An 18,770-nucleotide genomic window follows, 5' to 3' on the forward strand; every position below is an offset into this window, starting at 1 on the left:
ACCTTACGGAGGGGGGCCGGCTTTGACAAGGCTGGATGCCGACTCGGCCGGCCCGGGGGCGTGGCGGCTGGGAAGGGTGGGCGCGCGGTCAGTCGAGCAGGGTGCAGGCCATGACGAGGGCGTCTTCGCGGCCGCCAACGGCCGGGTAGTAGCCACGGCGGCGGCCGACTTCGTTGAAGCCGTAGCGCTCGTAGAGGCGGTAGGCCGATTCGTTGCTGGCGCGCACTTCGAGGAAGCATTCGCGGGCGTTGAGCGCGCGGGCGCGGTCCATCAGGTGCTCCAGCAGGCGCAGGCCGAGGCCGCGCCCCTGGCTTTCCGGCTTGACGGTGATGTTGAGCAGGTGCGCTTCGTCGATGATCACGTTGATCACGCCGTGGCCGACCTGCTGGGAGCCTTCGAACATCAGCCAGCAGTCATAGGACTTGATGCCGTCGGCGAAGATGCCGCGCGTCCAGGGGTGGCTGAAGGCGGCGTATTCGATCTTGAGTACGGCGTCGAGGTCCGCCTCGGTCATGGGGCGGAAGGTTACGGCATCGGTCATTCAGCGTTGTTCCAGCGGCGCATGACCCGGCGCATGGCGCGCCAGAGGTCCGCCTTGCGGTGCGGTTCGTCCATCAGCAGTTCCAGGCCGGGCACGGCCCAGGCGGCACAGAGCCCTTCGATCTGCAGTTCGCGGCCAAAGGCCTCGGCGTCGGCTTCGCCGGCAAAACGCACGGCGGGCAGCCCCACCAGCCAGAGGCAGGCGCAGGCCGGGCCTTCTTCCAGGCGGGCAGCGAGGAAGCCCTGGAGGAAGTCGCGGGCGGCGTCGGGGCCCTGGTCCATGTTGCCGCGGGCCAGCAGCGGCCAGCGGATCGGCTCGCCGATGAGCTGCGGCGCATCCGGCAGGCCGGCGGCGCGCAGCAGGTCCTTGAGCAGCAGGTAGGCCGGGTCTCGGCTCTGGAAGCCTTCCCCGGTGGGCAGCTCCACCAGCAGCAGGCAGGCACCGGCCCGCAGCAGCTGGAGGGCGAAGCGCGGCGGGGCCACCGGGGCGGCCTTCACCGGCTGGGGTGCGTCCACCTCGGGCTCCGCCGCCGGCTCGGGCACGGCCACGCGGGGCGTGCTGCCCGGGCGCGGTACTTCGATCTTCGGCCGGGGCGCTGCCGGGGCTTCGGTGCGTTCGGCCACGACGGCTGCGGCCGCCGGTTCCGGGCGCGCGGGGCGGACCGGTTCCGGCGTGGGCAGGGGCTCGGGCAGCACCAGCAGTTCGGGGCGCGAGGGGGCGGCGAAGGGCAGCGCCGTGCGCGGCAGCCAGGTGGCGACCTGCATGGCGTCGAGGTATGCGCGGCGGCGAAGCTCTGGGATCAAACGTCAGCTACCTGTGGATGGGCTTTGCGTACGCCGGCCTGCATGAGGTTCAGCGCGTTGAGATAGGCCTTGGCGGAGGCGAGCACTATATCCGTATCGGCGCCGTTGCCGTTGACGATTCGTCCGGCTTTTTCCAGGCGCACGGTCACCTCGCCCTGGGAATCGGTGCCCTGGGTGATGGCGTTGACGGAGTACAGCTGCAGGCTGGCGCTGGAGCGGGCCAGGCTCTCGATGGCCTTGAAGGCGGCGTCCACCGGGCCGGAACCCTGGGCGCGGGCTTCGTGGTCCTGGCCGTCGATGCTGAGCACCACGCGGGCTTCGGGGATCTGCCCGGTGCGCGAGGTGACTTCGAGGAAGGCCAGGCGGAAGTGCTCGGGGGCTTCTTCGCCGAGGGTGTCGGAGACCAGGGCCTGGAGGTCTTCGTCGAAGATCTCGTGCTTCTTGTCGGCCAGGGCCTTGAAGCGGGCGAAGGCCTCGTTCAGTTCGGTCTCGCCGGGCAGGTGGATGCCCAGCTCTTCCAGGCGGGTGCGGAAGGCGTTGCGGCCGGAGAGCTTGCCGAGGGAGAGCTTGTTGGTGTGCCAGCCCACCGACTGGGCGGACATGATTTCGTAGGTTTCGCGGTGCTTGAGCACGCCGTCCTGGTGGATGCCGGACTCGTGGGCGAAGGCGTTGGCGCCGACGATGGCCTTGTTCGGCTGCACCGGGAAACCGGTGATGCTGGAGACCAGGCGCGAGGTGCTGAGGATGTGCGGGGTGTCGATGCCGGTGTGCACCCCGAGGACGTCGGCGCGGGTCTTGATGGCCATGACGATCTCTTCCAGCGCGGCGTTGCCGGCACGCTCGCCGAGGCCGTTGATGGTGCATTCCACCTGGCGGGCTCCGGCGGCGACGGCGGCCAGGGAGTTGGCGACGGCCAGGCCCAGGTCGTTGTGGCAGTGCACGGAGAACACGGCCTTGTCGGCGTTGGGGATGCGCGCCAGCAACTGGCGGATGGTCTCGGCGTACTGGTGCGGGATGGCGTAGCCGACGGTGTCGGGGATGTTGATGGTGCGGGCGCCGGCGTCGATGGCGGCTTCGATGATGCGGCAGAGGAAGTCGATCTCGGAGCGGCCGGCGTCCTCGCAGGAGAACTCCACGTCGGCGCAGAGGTTGCGGGCATGGCGCACGGCGCGCACGGCCTGCTCCACCACCTGGTCCGGCTGCATGCGCAGCTTGTACTGCATGTGGATGGGGCTGGTGGCGATGAAGGTGTGGATGCGCCCCGCGTTGGCGCCCTTGAGGGCTTCGGCGGCGCGCTCGATGTCGGCTTCGACGGCACGGGCCAGGCTGCACACGGTGCTGTCCTTGATGCTGTCGGCGATGGCCTTGACCGCTTCGAAGTCGCCGGGGCTGGCGATGGCGAAGCCGGCCTCGATCACGTCCACCCGCAGGCGCTCGAGGGCCTTGGCGATGCGCAGTTTCTCTTCCCGGGTCATGGAGGCGCCGGGGCTCTGCTCGCCGTCACGCAGGGTGGTGTCGAAAATGATGACGCGATCGTTGTTGTTCATTGTGGTCACTCTCCTCTTGTCCCGCCGGGGGTGCGGCCGAGCGCTGGCTAATGACGCCGCGGCTCGTGGCCGCGACGACGGATGGCGGATTGTGGCGCGAAACGCGCGGGGCGGGAAGGCGCGGGCGGCGCACAGGGGCGCCGCCGTACAGGCTCAGTTGATCGGCGTGGCGGTGAGGTTGGCGCGGATGTCGGCGTTCTGCAGCTTGACGCCGTACATGGAGGTGACGGCCCCGCCGGTGGGGTGTACGTGCTGGACGCGGTCGATGTCCACTTCCTTGAAGTGGACGCGACCGTTCACCGCGAAGCCCAGCGGGTCGGGGGTGACGGGGGTGCAGCTGCTGCCGTTCTTGGTGCAGACCTTGGTGGGCGCGACGTCCAGGTTGAGGTCGGCGTTGAAGCCGTAGGTGTTGGCGTTGGGGTTCTTGGGGTCGCCGTCGGAGGTGTAGAAGTTATCCACAACCAGTTGGGCGCCGCTGCCGTTCACGCCGTTGACGCGGTCGGTCTCGAGGATGATCTGGTTGCGCTTCTCGTCGGTGGCGACGCCGTTGACGGAGCTGTCGATGGTGGTGTCGCGGACGAAGACGTTCTTCAGTTTGACCGAGACGCCTTCGTTGCCCCGGTCTTCCCAGCGGCCGCCGCTGGCGGAGCAGGCGCTGGCGGTGGAACCGCTGCCGCCCACGCAGAGGGCGCCGGCCCCGCCGGAGCTGAGGGCGAGGGTGGAGCCCTGTTCGTAGCGCTTGAGCACCAGCCGGCCGAGGCTGGCGCCGGTGGCGCGGTCGCCCCAGCGCAGGTCGGAGACGTCGAGGTTGGACCAGTAGGTGCCCTTGCGCAGCTCGACGCCGTTGTTGGTGACGTCCACGGTGCCGTCGCGGAAGTGCATGTCGTAGCGGGTGCCGGACAGCCACAGGCCCTTGCCGGTTTCGTCCACGGTGATGGCAGCGCGGGCGTCGCTGACCACGAAGTCGGCGTTGTAGCCGATGCCGTCGCCCACCAGGCCGCCGGGCTTGAGGGTGATCTGGCCGTTGAGGGTGAAGTCGTAGGCCGGGAAGATTTCCATCAGCACCAGCAACTCGGTGCCGCCCTGCAGGGGTGCGTTGGCGCTGCCGACCCGCAGGCCGTCGAAGCTGTAGCTGCCCTTGAGGTTGTTGAGCCCCAGGCGCAGGCCGTCGAAGTGGCCGTTGTAGTTGCCCTTGCTCATGTCGCTCTGGGTGCCGGCGTAGCACCCGGTGGCGGCGCCGCCGGCGCAGCTGCGGGTGATGTCGAGGGTGAGCTGGCCGCTGCCGTAGGTGCGCAGGCCGCTGAACCACATGCTGTTGCCGTTATCGGTGAGCGAGACCGCGCTGTTGGCCATGTTCCAGCTGAGGTCGGCGGTGAGGCCGGTCAGCCCGGAGTTGGGGTCGCCGCCCGGGCGCAGGGCGATGCTGTTGCGGCGGCTGCCGTCGTCGACGAAGTTGAGGTCGATGCCGAGGCTGCCGAGCTTCTGGTTGGTGGGGTTGCCGAGGATCAGCCCGCCAAGGGTGGCGTTGAGCTTGAGGTCGGCGAAGGCGATCTGGACGAAGCTGCCGTTGGCGTCCTGCACCAGGTCGAGGGTGAGGCCGTTGAGGCTGCGCAGGGTGCCGGAGAAGTTCTCGGCGCGGAGGATGCCTTCGTCCTGGTACTGGAACAGGCTGTTGCTGATGCTGACGTCGGTGCGCACCCGCAGGCCGGAGCCGCTGGCGCCGCCGCTGGAGACGCTGACGGTGCCGCCCAGGCGCAGGTCCATGTTGAGCTTGCCGAAGCTCTTGTCGGCGCCGGGGCCTCGCAGATCGGGGGCATCCGGGGTGACGGGGCTGGCCGTGGGGTCGCCGCTGGCCAGGTCGATCCCGATGCCGCCGATGGCGGCGACGACGCGCGAGTTGCCGAGGTCGAGCTTGACGGCCTGGCCGTCGCCGCCGCTGACGATGTCGAGGTAGGCGTTGTTCAGGTAGGCGTCCAGGCTCATGCCCTTCACCACCAGGTCGTAGCCGTTGTCGCGGTAATAGAAGGTGACGTCGGAGAGCGACAGGCGGCTGTCGTCCACCGAGATGCCGGTGACGCCGCTGGCGCCCCCGCCCTTGAGCTTGAGCACGCCGCCGAGGGTGTAGAAGGCGCGCAGGCCGCCGAAGCTGCGGGGGCTGCCGCCCATTTCGACGCTGTTGACGTTCATGACCCGGGCACCGCCCTGGTGCTGCACCTGCAGGCGGCCGCCGGTGACGTCCACCTGGGTGGTGGAGGTGGTGGTGGCGCCGGTGCGGGCCTGGTTGCTGACACCCTTGAGGTTGAGGCTCTGGCCGTCCTCCTGGTAGCTGATGGAGCTGGCGGACCAGGTGCCGGTGGTGGTTTCCAGGGTGATGCCGTCCCGGCCGCTGACATCGGAGAGCGCGGAGTCGTCCAGCGCCTGCATGGCCTGGGCCAGGGGGCTGAGGAGGACCGCGAACAACGCCACTGCACGCATCGCCTGCTCCTTCTTCTATTTGGGGAACACCAGCACGCTGCCTTGCATGCGGATGCTGCCGTCGATCCGGGCGGAAAAGATGTTGGTCTGCTGGTAGGTGGCGTCGCCGCCGTTGGCGACGGTGCCGGCCTTGTTGCGCCAGCCGCCCTGGTTGGCGACGGCGAAGGCGAAGCTGCCGTCCTTGAAGCGCACGTTGTTGGGCAGGCCCAGTTCGATCACGTCCTGGTTGAAGCCGGCGCTGGCGTCGTTGATGGCGCGGGTGCGCAGGGTCAGGCCCTCGAAGCTGAACACGCCCTTGAGGTTGTCCAGCACGTACCAGCCGCCGTTGGCTTCGGTGCGGATGGCGACGCGCATGCCGCAGGCTTCGGGGGTGCTGGCACCGGCGGTGGCGCAACTGCGTTCGTTGACCGTCCACTGCGCGGGGTTGTTGCCGGCGGGGGTGTTCCACAGCACGCCGCCGGCCTTGTTGATGCTGAACTCGCCGGAGAGGTAGACCCCGCCCTGGCCGCTGGTGGCGCTGAGGTCGGCGTCGTCCAGGGGCTTGAGTTCGGCCTGGGCGCCGGCGCTGGCAAGCAGCAGGGCCAGGGTGAGCAGACGGGTCCTAGAGGTCATGGCTGGTCACCTTCAGGTAGTTGATGCTGAGGCCGCCGATCTCGTTGTAGCCGAAGTTGTAGCCGCCGGTGGCGGGGTCGCCGGTGCCGGACTTGAGGTTGTTGATGATGATGCTGGTGCGCGGGGCGTTGGCGTAGAAGTCGTCGGCCAGGGCCTGCTTCTGCGCGGCGGTGGTGCCGGAGGCGGTGGGGTTCTGCAGCTCCAGCACGAACTGGCCGTTGCTGCTGACGTCGAACAGCAGCGGCTGGCTCTTGCCGTAGCCCAGCGCCACGGTGGCGTAGGCGCCGCTCATGAAGAGCGTGCGGTCGCGCTGCTGTTGGGCGGTGGTGCAGTTGGTGGTGCCGGCGGCGCAGGACATGAGCTGGATGCTCTTGGCGAAGACGTTCAGGCGCAGTTCGCCGACCATCTGGTTCTTCACCTTGTCGCCCCAGAGGCGCAGGTAGGAACCGTCCATGGCCAGTTCGGCGATGTCGAGGTTGATGACATCGGTGCGCCCGGCGGCGACCTGGAAGTCGAAGCGGATGCCCAGGTCGACCTTCTCGCTGGCCCGGCTGGAGCAGGTGTTGCCGCCGGTGCTGTAGCCGCTGATGCAGGCCGACCCGCCGCTGGTGAGGCGCTCGGGGAAGGTGAACTCCAGCACCGAGATGCCACTGGGGGTGGTCTGTACCCACTGCCCGGCATCGTTGAGGGTGCGCATCGACTCGCCCCGGGCGAAGTTGAGGGTGAAGGGGTGGTCGAGCCGGCCGATGGTCACCGGGTTGAGGTTGGCGCCGTTGTTGCTCCCGGTGGCTCCCAGGTAGAACTCCTTCACGGCGATGGGCACGTTCTGCCCGCTGCCGTTGGTGATGTCATTGAGGGTGATGGTGGCGCCGCTGGCGTCGAGCATCACCTTGTCCAGCACGAAGCCGATGCCGGCGCCGTCCACGGCGGACAGCTCGGAATCGTCCATGGCCTGCATCTCGGCGTTTGCCAGGGCCGGCAGCAGGCACGACAACAGGGCCAGGGTGCGCATGGTCAGCACCCCTTGGTGGCGGAGCCGAGGCAGGTGTCCTGGCGGGGGATGCCGTTCAGTGCCTGATCGAAATCAAACTTGATTCCCGCAACCATTTCCCCATTGGCGTTCTTGTACTTGGGGATATTGAGAAAAGCACCGGCCACAGCAGTTACGAGACCGTTGGTATCAAGGTCACGCCATTGAGTGTCCTTGAGCTGTAGAGAAAGGAAAACACCACGCGCAGCCTCCTCCATTCCAGGTGCTGCTGTATTGCCGATATTCAACGACTGGAACTGACTGAGGTTGAAACACGTGGTGATACCGATGATTTGGCAGCCGCTCGAAGGGAAGGCTGTGAGCAACCCTCCCAGCAGGTTGCAGTTGGAAACGCACTGGACGACTGCACCATCCTTCAAACCTGCCTGAGAGGCTCGTACGGAGTCCGGCGTACCGTTACTCACTAGCTCAGCCTCGGACTTGATGATCGAGTTGTTGTTAACCGTGGCGCCGAGCAACAGCTTCTGAAAGAAGTTGGCGCTGTCCAGGAGCGGCTTAGCCTTTCCTTCCAGATCAACTGCAACCTTGCCGGTCAATTGGGAGATATCGCCGGACAAGACACCCTTGGCTTCGGCGAAGCCGATCCGTAAGCCGACCACCTGATTGCCTTCGTATGCAAACTCGACATAGGGATCGACGATCTGGAAAGGGTTGATGGTGTCGCCGGGGCCAACAGTGCCCAACGCGAAGTTATTGATGAGAATGTCAGAGCCTTTCGTCTCACCGCTTCGAGCGTACTGCCCTAACTCAAGCTTTTTGACATTCAGCTGCGTGTCGACCTTTACGCCGAAGTTGACACGGGTGTAGTTGATGCCGGCGTTGGCGTCGGTGGTCAGGTTGATGAAGGCCTGGCCGGTGATGGTCGAGAGTTCAGCGTCATCCAGGGCTTGCATTTGGGCCTGGGCACTGGTGGCCAGCAAGCTGGCGGCGAGCAGGAAGACAGCGCCCCTGAAGGGACTGCGAGACGGACGCATGGCGGGTTCCCTCACTTTTCTTGTTATCCGGGGCCGCTCCGGGGGCGGCACGATTCCGTGTTGCCACTATAGGGGCGCCCCTGCCATTTAGGCCCGACCCATAGGCGGGAAAAGGGCGGAATTGCATGGGCCCCGTACAGAGCTACCGTTGCGGTTGTTACCCAAATCCACACCCGGGCTTGCCGCCCTGGCTTAGGACTGGTGATGCGCCACCGCTATCCGCCCTCGGCGTTCACCCGTCTTTGGATAGCTGGGCGAGTACCGGGGCACCTGTTCAACTGCCGGCTCCAAACCAACAAGGAGCCGTTGCCATGCTGAAATTCCCTGTCCTTCCCATCGCCCTCGTTGCGCTCGGCCTGCCCTTCATGGCCTCGGCGGCGGGTGAGCAGAGTGTGCTGGATCGTCAACTCAGCCTGATGAAGGGTGAGCCTCGCGCAGTGCTCGCCCCGTCCACGCTTAAGCCCAAGCTGTTCGGACGAAATGCACTGAGCACGGCTGCGGCCATCGCCGGCACGCTGACTGTCGGCAAGGTCATTACCTATGACGGGAACAACAACACGCCTTACAACCAGGAGCCCATGGATACCACCACGTTCAACATGGTCGTGACCGGGTACTTCAACTTCCCGCCCACCACCGGTTCCTTGAGCCCCAACCTGGCCGCCACCACTACTCAGCTTGCGTTCACCAGGGTGGTCAAACTGTTCAACCCCGCCCCGATCCCAGAGGCGGACCTGCTGTGCAACCTGTTCGTCACCTCCAGCCTTGACGTGCAAGGCGTCAGCCTCGACGGCACCTACCTCCCGCTAAGCAAGGTCGGCTCATCGGTGAAGAACGGGACGACCTACTTCGACTACTTGGCCGTCGCCTTGGATAGCAACGCCCCCAACTACCCGCAGTACTTCCTCGACGAGCACGCCTTCTGCACCACCTTCGAGTCCTTCAACAGCACCTACCCCAACGGCGCCTCGGTCCCGGTGACGCTGGTGCCCTGATCGCCCAGGTGACGCACTGCGTCAGTTTGCGACTGGCGCAGGAGGGGGGCCGGGGGCGTAGAATCAGCCCAGGCCATGCCAGGCCGTGCCTTCACGGCCTGGCATGTTTTCTGCTCCCACCCTGCCATGGCCGCCCTCCTCTCTCTCATGACCACAGACCCGGATTACGCCGACGCCCGCTGGGACGAACTGAAGAACCAGAACGACCTGGCCTGGGACCTCGACGCCATCACCGACCGCCAGCAGGCCATCGACTTCCTGCTGCGCTTCGAGAACCGCCTGTGCGTCTACTCCAGCTACGTGGAGAAGCTCTACAGCAACTACAGCTTCGTGGTGCCGGATGAGGCCCACGGCAGCATCACCATCCTGCCCGACGAGCAGGCCTGGCATGACACCTTCCACGAAATCCCGCCGGAGGCGGTGCAGCCCACGGGCATCCACATCCTCCCTGGCGAGACCATGGGCCACACCGGCCTGTACCTGAAGATCCCCGGCGAGCATCGCCTGGCCGCCTCCCGCGAGGTGCCCTTCCAGGAGGGGCTGAAGCTGCTGATCCAGCGCTACCAGGCCAAGCACGACCACTTCCTGCCGGTGCTGGCCAAGGGTGACCTGCGCGAGTACGAGGCGCGCATGCCGTCGCTGCACCTGCACCGCGTCGACACCACGCGCCTGGGTCACCTGTCGCAGCTGGAGGTCAACACCATCAAGGCCGCCATCGCGGACCACCTGATCGGACTCTTCCGCCACGCCTGACCGGGTGCGGCACGCGATCCTTTGATCGCTTCGGGCTGATTCGTCGCCCCCCTCATGCAGTACAATCGCCCCCTTTTTCCTGGCAGGGACCGTCTCCCACGATGATCGAACCCAAGCGCGTCTTGCGCGCCCTCGCCGAACACTGGTCGCTGCTGGAGCCGCTGTGCGAGCGCTTCGATACGGGCACCCTGAGCCTGTCGGAGCTGCGCATGCAGGTCGGCGCCCAGTTGCCGGCGGGCACGCCCACCGATATCACCGCGTTGCTCGACCAGTGGATCCGCCTGGATATCCTGGTGCCGGTGGCCAAGAGCCCCAACCGCTTCGAGCTGAACGCCCAGATCCACGACTTCCTCGCCTACCTGCGCCGCGAGCACCGCCTTGGCCTGTGCCTGGAGATCGAGGCCTACCTGCGCCACCTAGAGCGCCTGGCTGGGCACATCCAGGAAGCCTTCGAGATCCGCGACGGCAACGACCTGGCACGCCAGCTGCGCCTGCTGGACATGCGTGTGCGTGACGTGCTGAAGAAGCTCGACAACGACGAGCAGGCGCTGGTGGGCGTGGCCGAGCGGGCCAAGACCAGCGACCGGCAGATTCCGCTGCGCCAGCGTTATGCCGAGGTCCTGGCGACCTGGGACGAGTACGTCGAGCCGATGATCCAGCTGGTGTCCGCCGATGGCGCCTTCGAGCAGGGCGTGCGCCGTGTGGAACAGGTGCTGCTCAAGCTGCTCGGTGAGCAGCAGCGCCTGGGCCAGCTGGTGGACGACGACCTGCTGCTGCGCACCCATGCGCGCATCCTGGAGATGCAGACCACGGCCCAGCTGACCCTGCGCAAGGCCCGTGAGCTGCTGCTGCCACTGCGCGAGGAAGCGCGCCGGCACAACGCCGTGACCCGTGGCGCGGCACTGGCGCTCTCGGTGATCCGCAAGAAGGGCCTGGACGGGGTGCCCCAGGCGGCGATGCCGCTGTTCACCCGGCCGCAGAGCACCTTCCTCGGCAGCGCGTCCCAGGTGGAGGCCTACGTCTACGCCCTGGCGCGCTTCGAGCCCAAGCCGGCGCACTTCCCCAAGGCCGGCGTTGGCCGCAAGGGCGCGCCGCCCAAGGCCCCGCGCACGGCACGGGAGATGATCGAGCGCTGCGAGCAGGCCCTGCCGCTGCCGGACCTGATGGCCTGGCTGCTGGAGCAGGAGCCGGACGGCGCCACCGACGAATTGCTGTACTGGTTCTCCCGCCTGTCGCGGGATGGCCGCTTCCAGCGCGAACGCCTCGAGCGCCGCGACTACCTCACCGCCGAGCATCAGGTCAGCCTGAGCTCCTTCGCCCTCATCAAGAGCGAAAACCATGCAACTTGATCTTTCCGAAATGACCCAGCTCCAGGCGATCTTCCGTGAGCTGTTCAAGGGCTATCACCTCTCCCGCAGCGAGCCGGAGTGCTACGCCCAGCTGTCCACCATGCAGGACCAGTACCGGGCACTGTTCAAGGCCCTGGGCTTCGAGCTGGTGTGCGACCCGCGCGGCTTCTACTACTTCGTGCCCGAGCAGATGGGCGCGCAGGTGAACAAGACGGCGCAGCGCCTGGCACTGTTCACCTTCATCCTGGTGGAGCACCTGGCCGACCAGGGCCGCGACCCGCTGGCGGTGCTCGACGGCGGCAGCATCGGCCGTGACGAGCTGCCGGCCCTGCTGGACAAGTACCGCGACCTGTTCCTGCAGGCCGAGGTGACCACCCATGAAGAGCTGGAGGAGAAGATCATCCGCCGCCTCACCCAGTTGGGCTTCGCCGAGGACAGCAACGGTGTGTACCGCTTCCTGCCGCCGATGCACCGCTTCCTCGATGTGTGCCTGTCGGTGCAGCACGACCGCGACCTGGCGGCCAGCCTGCACAGCACCGACCTGCCGCTGCAGGCGCCGGTGCTGATGGACGACGACGGCGACGAGCCCATCGTCAGCCTCGATCCGCAGGAGAGCCCTGTGGATGAGTCCGAAGAAGACGCCCTGGCCCGCGCCATGGCCGAAGAGCGCGCTGCACAGGAGATCGACGCATGAGCCAGGAACGCTACGGCATCCGCCGCTTCGCCCTGCTGAACACCGCCGGCTACAGCCTGGGCCTGTTCCCGCTGGAGAACCCGCTGTCGGTTTACGGCGCCAACAACCTGGGCAAGTCCGCGTCGATCAACGCGCTGCAGTTCCCCATCCTGGCGCGCATGTCGGACATGAGCTTCGGCAAGTACAGCCTGGAGCAGTCGCGCAAGTTCTACTTCGCCACCGACACCAGCTACATCCTCGTGGAGGTGTCCCTGCCCCACGGCCCGCACGTGATCGGCGTGGCCGGTCGCGGCCCAGGTGGCGGTTTCGGTCACCAGTTCTTCGCCTACCAGGGCAGCCTGGACCTGGATCACTACCAGAAGAACGGCACTTGCCTGCGCCAGCGCGAGCTGTTCGCCAACCTGGAGCGCGAGGGCATCAAGGCCTACGAGCTGAAACCCGATGAGCTTCGCCGTCTGCTGGTGGGCGGGCATACCTCGATCCCGCTGGACCTGACGCTGATCCCGCTGCGCTCTACCAGCGAGCACAGCCTGAAGACCTTCCGCGCGCTGTTCATCAACCTGCTGCACATGCGCGAGATCACCGCGGCCAAGCTCAAGCAGCTGTTCCTCGATGCGTTCGAGCACAGCCTGCGCTCGGGCAGCGTGGACTACATCGCGGCCACCGAAGAGGCCTTCCGCGATGTGCGCCGCATGGAGCAGGACTACCAGGCGCTGGTGGCCGCCGGCCCGCTGGTGGAGGCGCTGGCCAACGGCGTGACCCAGCGCGAGATCCTGCGCGGCAAGCTGCATCGCCTGTCGCCCCTGCTGGATTCGCTGCTGGGCACCTGGCACGACTATTCGGGCGCGCGCCGCGAGGAGCTGGTGATCCAGGCCGAGCACTACCGCAGCGAGCAGGACGGCCTGCAGAACGAGCAGCGCGGTGGCACCACCGAGCTGATGCGCCTGGAGCGCGAGATCACCGAGACCCAGCGCTGGCTGGGCGAGCTGGCGGTGCTGAAGAACCGCTTCGCGCTGGTGGAAGACGCCAAGGTGCTGGAGCAGCAACTGCTGGCCGCGAAAGACGCCCACGACGAGCTGGCCGGTGCGCTGGCGCAGTCCCGCCAGTTCTCCACCGAGGACCTGGACGAGCGCGTGCGCGACCTGGAGAAGCGCCTGAAGGCGGTGAAGCAGCAGCTCGACCATGCCGACAACAACAGCTACTCGCGCCTGCGCGAGGAGTTCTCCCAGGCCGACGTGGATCGCCTGATGCGCCTGTTCAACGGCCAGCTGTTCAGCCTGCCGCTGGGCGAGAAAGGCATCCAGCTGGATGACGCGGACGCCTGGGTGAAGACCCTGGAGGCGGTGCTGGATGGCTTCAAGGGCGATCACTTCATCGTCCCCGGCCTGGAGGTGGACCTTTCCCACATCGAGCCGCCGGCCCTGCAGGCCCTGGCCGACCGGGCGGCGCTGCGCGACCAGAAGGACCGTCTGGAGCGCGAGCTGAAGCAACTGAAGACCCAGCAGTCCGTGGCCGCCGACCGTTCCGCGAGCAAGGCCCAGGCCGAGCAGCTGTACCAGGCGGTGCTGGATGCGCAGAAGGCCCTGGAGGACTTCCGCAAGACCCAGACCCTGACCGCCGAGGAGCCCGCCAAGCTGGAGAAGCTGGCGGTGCTGGAAGCCTCGCAGGACGAGCTGAAGCGCTCCAGCGATGCCTTCACCGAGCGCGTCCAGCAGCTGTCCGCCAAGCTGCAGCTGGTGGGCCGTCAGCTGGCCGACCTGGAAGCCAAGGAACGCACCCTGGAAGACGCCCTGCGCCGTCGCCAGCTGCTGCCGGCCGACCTGCCCTTCGGTACGCCGTTCACCGACCCGGTGGACGACAGCCTCGATAACCTGCTGCCGCTGCTCAACGACTACCAGGACACCTGGCAGGCGCTGCAACGCATCAATGGCCAGATCGACGCGCTCTATGCCCAGGTCCGCCTGAAGGGTGTGGCGAAGTTCGACAGCGAGGAAGATGCCGAGCGTCGCCTGCAACTGCTGATCAACGCCTACGCCCACCGCCAGGACGAGGCGCTGACCCTGGCCAAGGCCCGTCGTGCGGCGGTGACCGACATCGCCCGGACCCTGCGCAACATCCGCAGCGACTACGACAACCTGGAACACCAGCTGGCGCTGTTCAACCGCGAGATCAACAAGCGGCAGGTGTCGAACCTGGCGAGCTTCCGCATCGTGCTGGCGCCGAACAAGGATGCGCTGCGCCACATCGACCAGATCATCCACAGCGCCGGCCAGTACGAGGAAGGCGAGACCCTGTCGGTGTTCGACCTGACCCAGTCTGCCGAGCAGGACGCGAAGAACGAGGAAGCCAAGGAGTACCTGGCACGCCTGGTGGCGGCCAACGGCAACCAGCTGGGCCTGAAGGACCTGTTCGAGCTGGCATTCGAGATCACCAAGGTGCATGGCCAGCCTGTGATCCACACGGACATCGATGGCGCGGCGTCCAACGGTACGACCATGACCATCAAGGCGCTGACCAACATGTACCTGCTGCTGCACCTGATGGACCGCGAGCAGGCCGGGCGCATCCGCCTGCCCTACTACCTGGACGAGGCGGCGGACATCGACGAGCGCAACCAGCAGGCGCTGATCGAGACCAGCGCGCAGTTGGGCTTCACGCCCATCCTGGCGTCGGTGAAGCCGCAGGTTTCGGCCCACGTGGCCATCGACCTGGAAGGCGGCAGCGGCCCGAACGGCATCTACATCGACGAGGCGGACTGGAAGTTCATCAAGCCCCGCGAGAAGGCAGCCAGCCCGGCCACCGCCGAGGCGACGGGCTCCGAGGTGGAGCCCGCCTGACCGGGATGCTGTTTCGCTGACAACAGAAAGGGCCGCTTCGCGGCCCTTTTTGTTATAGGGGTGGGATCATTTGCCGAGTTCGATCTTCGGTGCCCACTTCAACCACTCTTCGTTGAGTTCGTCGTGCAGGGCGAAGGTCTGGCCGGGGATGGCCGGGCTGCCCATCTGGGCGTTGTCCGGGGTGGCGAAGGCGATGCCGCCTTCCAGCAGCGCTTCGAGGGACTCGGTGCGCACCTTCACGCCCTTGAACAGGCCGGCGTCGATGCCGACGCCGCTGGCATTCCAGAAGCGCGTGCCGCTGCGCACCAGGGGCGCGTAGCGGGGCTCGATGAGGATGTGGATCAGCACCCGGTCGGCGGAGCTGCCGAGTTCGAAGCTCTCCACCTTGCCCACCGGCACTTCGCGGTAGCTGACCACGACGCCGGGCTTGATGGAGCCACGGCGGGCGGTGCTGAGGGTGACGCGCAGGCCCTCTTCCCGGGCGATGGTGGACGGGGGCTGGGCCAGGGCGGTGAAGCGCGTCTGGCTGGCGCCCTTGCGGGAGGACGGCTGGACTTCGAGGTACTGGCCGCTGACCAGGGTGTCGAGGTTGGCGGTGCGCACCAGGCCGAGCTCGGGCTTGACCACCCAGAACTGGGTGCCTTCGCGGGCGATGCGCTCGGCGGACTCGGTGATACGGGCGAGCACGACGACGCGGCTGAGGTCGTCCGCCAGGGAGATGCGCTCGACACTGCCGACGTCCAGGCCCTTGTAGCGGACCGGGGTGCCTTCGCGCAGGCCGTCGGCCTGGGGCATGAGGATCTCCACCAGGGTGCCTTTGCCGAGGGCGAGGTTCTCGTTGTCGTAGAGGGTGAAGCGCCGCGGCTTGGTGACGGGGGTGGCCTTGGCGTCGGGGGTGGCGAAGGCGATGCCGCCGGCGAGCAGGGTCTGCAGGGACTCGCTCTTCACTTCGACACCGGAGAGCCCGCCCTTGATGCTGACGCCGCTGACGTTCCAGAAGCGGGTGGATTCGTTCACCAGGGAGGCGAACTCGGGCTCGATGTGCACGCCGACCACGACGCGCTGGTGGTCGCGGGAGAGCTGGTAGCTCTGGATGCTGCCGACGCGCATCTGCTTGTAGAGGATGGGGCTGCCGACATCGAGGGAGCCGAGCTTGTCGCTGGTGAGCACCAGGTGCAGGCCGGGGGCGTCGGTGTTGAGCGGCGGGGCCTTGGGCCGGGCGGTGAACTCACGGGTGGGGGTGCCGCTCTTGGCGAAGCGCACGGCGATGTAGTTGCCCTTCACCAGCGCTTCGATGCCGCTGATGCCGGCGAGGGAGATGGAGGGTTTGACCGTCCAGAACTCGGTGCCTTCGACTAGGAAGTCTTCGGTGCGGGGCTCCATGGTCAGTTCGGCGGTGGCGCCGGCGAAGTTTTTGTCCATGTCGAGCTTCTTGAGGGTGCCGACCTGGACGCCGTTGTACATGACGGGGGTGTTGCCGGGGTTGAGGCCGCTGACGTCTTCCATCCGCAGCAGGACTTTGAGGCCCGCCTCGGCCGCCTCGAAGCCGTCGTACAGGCGGAAAGGGATGGTGGAGTCGGTGGGCGGGCTGTCCTGGCGGTTCTCGGGCGTGGCGAAGGCGATGCCGCCGGCGGCCATGCTGAGCAGCGATTCGGTGCGGATCTTGACCCCGGAGAGGCCGGCGGTGACGTTGAGGCCGCTGGCGTTCCAGAAGCGGGTGTGTTTGCGCACGAGGTGGGCGTAGGGCTGTTCGACCAGCACCTTGATCTCGACGGTGCGCTGGTCGGCGGCGAGCTGGTAGCTCTTCACCTGGCCGACCTGGATCTGCCGGTAGTAGACGGGGCTGCCCTGTTCCAGCGAGCCGAGGCGCTCGGCCTTGAGGGTGATGTGCAGGCCGGGCAGCGAGTCGGAGAGCGGCGGCGGTTCGGCGAGGGCGTGGTACTTGCGCTCGGGCTCGCCCTTGACCGGGTCGATGGCGATGTAGATGCCGGATACGAGGGTTTCCAGCCCGGTGACGCCGGCGAGGGAGACGCGGGGGCGGACCAGCCAGAAGCGGGTTTCCTTGCTCAGGTAGGGCTCGGCCTCCTTGAGCACTTCGACGGTGGCGACCACGCCCTTGATGTCGTCGCTGACGTGCAGGTCGGTGACCTTGCCGACCTGGATGCCCTTGTACATGAGCTGGGTCTTGCCGACCTGGATGCCTTCGCCGTTCTCGAAGTAGATGGTGATGTTGATCCCGGCTTCGTTCATGGACTTCCAGCCCAGCCAGAGGCCGATCGCGAGGGCGATCAGGGGCAGGACCCAGATGGCGGACCAGTTGGTGGTTTTCTTCTTCGTAGGCTTGGGCAGGTCAGCCATGCTCGTCGTCCATATCGGTGTTGTCCCAGATGAGTCGGGGGTCGAAGGTCACTGCCGCCACCATGGTGAGGACCACGACGCTGGCGAAGGCCGCGGCGCCGATGTTGGCCTCGATGCTGGCGAGGTTCCCGAAGTTGACCAACGCCACGAGGATGGCGATCACGAAGATGTCCAGCATGGACCAGCGGCCGATCCATTCGATGAATCGGTACATGAGGATGCGCTGGCGGGCGGACATCGGTTGGTGGCGTTGTACGGAGTAAAGCAGCAGGGCGATGCCCACGAGCTTGAAGGTGGGCACGAGGATGCTGGCGGTGAAGACGACCAGGGCGATGGGCAGCATGTCGGCGTGGATCAGCTCGATGACGCCTTCCATGATGGTGGAGGGCGAGCCCTTGCCGAAGAAGTTGACCGTCATGATCGGCAGCACGTTGGCCGGGATGTAGAGGATGGTGGCAGTCAGCAGCAGGGCCCAGGTACGTACCAGGCTGTCGGGACGGCGGGCGTGAAGCCGAGAACCGCAGCGGGTGCAGCTGGGGGCTTCGTCATCAGGGTCCGGCCGGTTGAGCTGATGGCATTCGCCGCAGACGAGGATGCCGGCATCAAGCGCTCTCACTGGCGTGCCCTCCCTCGTCCAATGCATCCCAGACCTGATGGGGCGACATGGTGACTTCGAGCCAGACCTGGGACAGCAGCAGGCCGATGAAGCAGGCCAGGCCGATACCGAGGTGCAGGTCGGCGAGGTCGATCAGTTTGACGATGCTGACGAGGATGCCCATGAGGTAGACCTCGAGCATCCCCCACTCACGCAGGTGGTGATACAGGCGGTACAGGTGCAGGCCCACCACCTGGTAGCGCTGCCAGCGTATGCACAGCAGGACCAGCAACTGGCAGACGAGTTTGAGGAGGGGGATGACCATGCTGCAGAGGAACACCAGCACGGCGACGCCCTGCATGCCGCTGTCGTAGAGGCCGAGCACGCCGGTCCAGATGGTGTCCTGGGTGGTCTGCCCGAGCAGGTTGAGCTTCATGATGGGCAGGAAGTTCGCCGGTACGAACAGCAGCAGGGCGGTGAGCACGAGGGCCATGGCCCGTCGCTCCATCTGCGCACGGTGGACGATCAGCTCGTAGCCACAACGGGGGCAGCAGGCTTTCTGCTCCTCTTCGACGTGCTGGCGATGCATCAGCAGGTCGCATTCGGGACAGGCGAGCAATTCCTCCAGGGGGTATTCGGACAACGGGCGGACTTCAGCCGAGTCAGGCATACGGGGAGCTCACGAAGATTCGCGCTTATTCTAGACGAGCACAGCCTCAAAAGAGACTGCCCGAGTGTGACTGCATCTGGCAGGGCGAGGTTCATTTCTCGCCCTGTTCCAAGGCCTGCACCTGGAGTGTTCGTGCACTGCAACAGCGTTTAAGCCGGCTATATGCGCCTCGGAGTTCAGTGCGATTTTTCTTTCGCGCAAAGTCAAACCCCCGACCACCTTTCGATGATCGGGGGTTTGGTATAGGTGCTTGACGATGACCTACTCTCACATGGGGAAACCCCACACTACCATCGGCGATGCATCGTTTCACTACTGAGTTCGGGATGGGATCAGGTGGTTCCAACGCTCTATGGTCGTCAAGCAATTCTTTAGGGTGATCGTCGAGACGCTCACCCGAATTCGGGTATGTGACAGTACTTTGCGGTTCAATCGAATTTTCGGTTTGTCGACTTCACCAACAACACCAGATTGTTTGGGTGTTATATGGTCAAGCCTCACGGGCAATTAGTATTG

General features: G+C 66.3%; 15 protein-coding genes and 1 rRNA gene. 5 read left to right on the top strand and 11 right to left on the bottom strand.

Annotated features, from left to right (window positions below; genetic code table 11):
- Window positions 1–88: 88 nt before the first annotated feature.
- The 7 genes from rimI to BM198_RS25820 form a co-directional block, all read right to left on the bottom strand.
- Window positions 89–541: a ribosomal protein S18-alanine N-acetyltransferase gene (gene rimI / locus BM198_RS25790; protein ID WP_044407854.1), complete on the bottom strand. Its 453-nt coding sequence runs from the start codon at window positions 539–541 to the stop codon at window positions 89–91.
- Complete coding sequence (locus BM198_RS25795) at window positions 538–1,344, bottom strand: hypothetical protein (protein WP_044407852.1); 807 nt, start codon at window positions 1,342–1,344, stop codon at window positions 538–540. Before BM198_RS25795 ends, rimI begins: the two co-directional genes overlap by 4 nt.
- Window positions 1,341–2,891, bottom strand: coding sequence for a 2-isopropylmalate synthase (locus tag BM198_RS25800; RefSeq protein WP_074973530.1), 1,551 nt, complete (start codon window positions 2,889–2,891; stop codon window positions 1,341–1,343). Before BM198_RS25800 ends, BM198_RS25795 begins: the two co-directional genes overlap by 4 nt.
- Window positions 2,892–3,044: 153 nt before the next feature.
- Window positions 3,045–5,366: a DUF6160 family protein gene (locus BM198_RS25805; RefSeq protein WP_074973532.1), complete on the bottom strand. Its 2,322-nt coding sequence runs from the start codon at window positions 5,364–5,366 to the stop codon at window positions 3,045–3,047.
- Window positions 5,367–5,381: 15 nt separating this feature from the next.
- Window positions 5,382–5,978 carry a DUF6160 family protein gene (locus BM198_RS25810; RefSeq protein WP_069562605.1) on the bottom strand — a complete coding sequence of 199 codons (597 nt, stop codon included), beginning with the start codon at window positions 5,976–5,978 and terminating at the stop codon, window positions 5,382–5,384.
- Complete coding sequence (locus BM198_RS25815) at window positions 5,968–6,990, bottom strand: hypothetical protein (protein WP_044407842.1); 1,023 nt, start codon at window positions 6,988–6,990, stop codon at window positions 5,968–5,970. Before BM198_RS25815 ends, BM198_RS25810 begins: the two co-directional genes overlap by 11 nt.
- Before the next feature lie 2 nt (window positions 6,991–6,992).
- Window positions 6,993–8,003 (bottom strand): DUF6160 family protein, encoded by a 1,011-nt coding sequence (locus BM198_RS25820; RefSeq protein WP_074973534.1) that lies wholly within the window; start codon window positions 8,001–8,003, stop codon window positions 6,993–6,995.
- 311 nt (window positions 8,004–8,314) lie between these two features.
- Here BM198_RS25820 and BM198_RS25825 point away from each other — a divergent pair, with 311 nt between their 5' ends.
- The 5 genes from BM198_RS25825 (at window position 8,315) to mksF (ending at window position 14,631) form a co-directional block, all read left to right on the top strand.
- The gene (locus BM198_RS25825) at window positions 8,315–8,998 is read left to right on the top strand and encodes a hypothetical protein (protein WP_074973536.1); all 684 of its coding nucleotides are present in this window, start codon (window positions 8,315–8,317) and stop codon (window positions 8,996–8,998) included.
- A 147-nt stretch (window positions 8,999–9,145) separates the two neighbouring features.
- Window positions 9,146–9,751, top strand: coding sequence for a hypothetical protein (locus BM198_RS25830; RefSeq protein WP_074973548.1), 606 nt, complete (start codon window positions 9,146–9,148; stop codon window positions 9,749–9,751).
- A 101-nt stretch (window positions 9,752–9,852) separates the two neighbouring features.
- Window positions 9,853–11,100 (top strand): Mks condensin complex protein MksB, encoded by a 1,248-nt coding sequence (gene mksB, locus BM198_RS25835; protein ID WP_044407837.1) that lies wholly within the window; start codon window positions 9,853–9,855, stop codon window positions 11,098–11,100.
- On the top strand, window positions 11,090–11,794 hold the full coding sequence (mksE, locus tag BM198_RS25840) for an Mks condensin complex protein MksE (protein ID WP_069566494.1): 705 nt from the start codon (window positions 11,090–11,092) through the stop codon (window positions 11,792–11,794). The genes mksB and mksE overlap by 11 nt, the downstream gene beginning before the upstream one ends.
- A complete protein-coding gene (gene mksF / locus BM198_RS25845; protein WP_074973539.1) occupies window positions 11,791–14,631 on the top strand; it encodes an Mks condensin complex protein MksF in 2,841 nt (946 codons plus the stop codon). The genes mksE and mksF overlap by 4 nt, the downstream gene beginning before the upstream one ends.
- A 66-nt stretch (window positions 14,632–14,697) precedes the next feature.
- Here mksF and BM198_RS25850 read toward each other — a convergent pair whose 3' ends face one another.
- From BM198_RS25850 to rrf, 4 genes are all read right to left on the bottom strand, one after another.
- Window positions 14,698–16,989, bottom strand: coding sequence for a PqiB family protein (locus BM198_RS25850; RefSeq protein WP_074973542.1), 2,292 nt, complete (start codon window positions 16,987–16,989; stop codon window positions 14,698–14,700).
- A complete protein-coding gene (locus BM198_RS25855; RefSeq protein ID WP_044407829.1) occupies window positions 16,982–17,605 on the bottom strand; it encodes a paraquat-inducible protein A in 624 nt (207 codons plus the stop codon). The genes BM198_RS25850 and BM198_RS25855 overlap by 8 nt, the downstream gene beginning before the upstream one ends.
- A complete protein-coding gene (locus tag BM198_RS25860) occupies window positions 17,592–18,254 on the bottom strand; it encodes a paraquat-inducible protein A (protein ID WP_074973543.1) in 663 nt (220 codons plus the stop codon). The genes BM198_RS25855 and BM198_RS25860 overlap by 14 nt, the downstream gene beginning before the upstream one ends.
- Before the next feature lie 248 nt (window positions 18,255–18,502).
- Window positions 18,503–18,618, bottom strand: a 5S ribosomal RNA gene (rrf, locus tag BM198_RS25865).
- Window positions 18,619–18,770 lie beyond the last annotated feature (152 nt).

The sequence above is a fragment of the Metapseudomonas otitidis genome, from assembly GCF_900111835.1.
Taxonomy (GTDB): Bacteria; Pseudomonadota; Gammaproteobacteria; order Pseudomonadales; family Pseudomonadaceae; genus Metapseudomonas; species Metapseudomonas otitidis.